Source organism: Bacillus sp. V59.32b (assembly GCF_003429085.1).
Classification (GTDB): Bacteria; Bacillota; Bacilli; order Bacillales; family DSM-1321; genus Peribacillus.
This window is the reverse complement of sequence record NZ_QVTC01000123.1, coordinates 1-1,245: the sequence shown is the minus strand read 5'-3', so window position 1 is coordinate 1,245 and position 1,245 is coordinate 1. Positions and strand designations below refer to the sequence as shown.

1 protein-coding gene and 1 riboswitch are annotated in these 1,245 nt (G+C 43.2%); the gene reads left to right on the top strand.

The features are described from left to right. Positions 1–116 precede the first annotated feature (116 nt). Positions 117–215: riboswitch (yybP-ykoY riboswitch) on the top strand. Between the two features lie 137 nt (positions 216–352). Continuing rightward, positions 353–1,123: a TerC family protein gene (locus tag D0463_RS19180; protein WP_117308949.1), complete on the top strand. Its 771-nt coding sequence runs from the start codon at positions 353–355 to the stop codon at positions 1,121–1,123. The last annotated feature ends 122 nt before the right edge of the window (positions 1,124–1,245 follow it).

Here is a 1,245-nt window from a genome sequence, read left to right as displayed (position 1 = left end):
AAAGCGAGTAGATTCCATGACCATTTGAAAATCAACAATGGAATTTAACAGAGCCTTAAGATAAAATAGTTGTTAATAATCATCTCGCTTAATATACTGTTATAAGAATATTATATTTCTTACTCAAAGGGGAGTAGCGTTAGGGTTCGCCCTAAAACAAAGTCGTCATCCCATGGACATCAGTCCATCGGCTTTGTTGACATGACTTCATGTTCAGCAAGACCTTTGCCTATCAACGGCAGGGGTCTTTTTATTTTTGGTGAAAAAGGAAATTTTTAAATTTATTTCTGTTTTGCCTATTGAAGTTTATTGTTTCTGAGAAAAGGAATATTAACAAATGGAGGTTGATATCATGGAAGCATCATTATTATTGGAATACGGCTGGGTTTTACTCGTCCTGGTAGGCCTGGAAGGGATTTTGGCGGCCGACAACGCGGTGGTCATGGCTGTCATGGTAAAACACCTTCCGAAGGAACAACAGAAAAAAGCCCTGTTTTATGGGCTGCTCGGAGCATTTGTATTTAGATTTTTGAGTCTGTTCCTCATTTCCTTTCTTGTCGATGTGTGGCAGGTGCAGGCGATTGGAGCACTTTACCTGTTGTTTATATCGTTCCAGCACATCTACAAACGATTCACCCATAAGGAAGAGGATAAACTGCATGAGCCGAAAGCGAACGCCGGCTCCGGCTTTTGGATGACCGTCTTAAAAGTGGAACTAGCGGATATCGCGTTTGCGGTCGACTCTATGCTTGCGGCAGTAGCTCTTGCTGTAACCCTCCCAGAAACTGGTTGGTTTGAAGTCGGTGGCGTTGACGGCGGACAGTTCACGGTTATGTTCCTCGGCGGAATGATTGGGCTAATCATTATGCGTTTTGCCGCAAGTGCATTTGTGAAGCTGCTTCAGAAACGTCCTTCTCTTGAAACAGCTGCTTTCTTTATCGTCGGCTGGGTTGGCATCAAGCTCGCGGTATTCACGCTGGCACATCCTTCAATCGCTGTTCTTGATGAGCACTTTCCCGAATCCACGGGATGGAAGGCGACTTTTTGGATTGTCTTGATCGGAATCGCTGTTGGAGGGTTCCTATTCTCCAACAAAAAAGACAGAGAAACTCAAGAGGCATAAGTGAAAGATTTGCCAAACCAACAATAAGTCGGTTCATCACCATAACTGGTGGTTTTAATATTCATTAACGTAATATCTCAGTTAATTTTGCAACAAAGTTGATTGGCGAGGATATGCGAGAC